This window comes from Vibrio sp. 1978 (assembly GCF_033344345.1).
Window position 1 is genome coordinate 1 of the sequence record NZ_JAWPOP010000560.1, and the last position, 656, is coordinate 656.

Annotated in this window: 1 protein-coding gene; it reads right to left on the reverse strand. The window is 42.1% G+C overall.

Annotation, left to right across the window (positions count from 1 at the left end):
- A partial coding sequence (locus tag R8N49_RS27825; protein ID WP_318190535.1) for an ATP-binding cassette domain-containing protein occupies positions 1–656 on the reverse strand: 656 nt, incomplete at both ends.

A 656-nucleotide genomic window follows, 5' to 3' on the forward strand; every position in this document is an offset into this window, starting at 1 on the left:
TTTTCGCAATAAACTGTTCCAGTTTCTTAATCTCAACTTGCTGTGCGTGGTACTCTTTTTCCAACAGCGAATTGTTGTGTCGCTTTTGCGCCATTGCTTTGTGGTATGAGCCGGTGTATTTCTGGATTTTTTGATAGTCGATATCACAGATGCAGGTAGTAACCGCATTCAGGAAACTCACATCATGAGACACCAACAGTACGGTTCCTACATAAGCATTGAGATAACTCTTCAACCACTCAATATGAGTTGCATCAAGATAGTTAGTCGGCTCATCTAACAATAAGACGTCTGGTTCACGCAACAATAAGCGCGCTAATAAGACCTTATGGCGTTGCCCACCACTTAACGCACTCATTAGAGTATCCAGTCCCAACTGCTGTATACCAAGCCCTGCGGATACACTTTCAATTTGGGCATGTAAGGCGTAAAAGCCTTGGGCTTCCAATTCCGTTTGTAACTTAGCAACTCGGCGAAGCAAAGAAGGCGATGCAGATTCAGCCATCTCTTGATACAAAGAAAATAATTCACGTTCAGCTTCAAACAACTCATTAAATGCCGATTGTAAACATTCTCTAATCGTCTGAGTTTTATCAACCACAAGATGTTGATCAAGATAGCCAATCTCTAAGTTTGGCTGCCAATGAATATCTCCC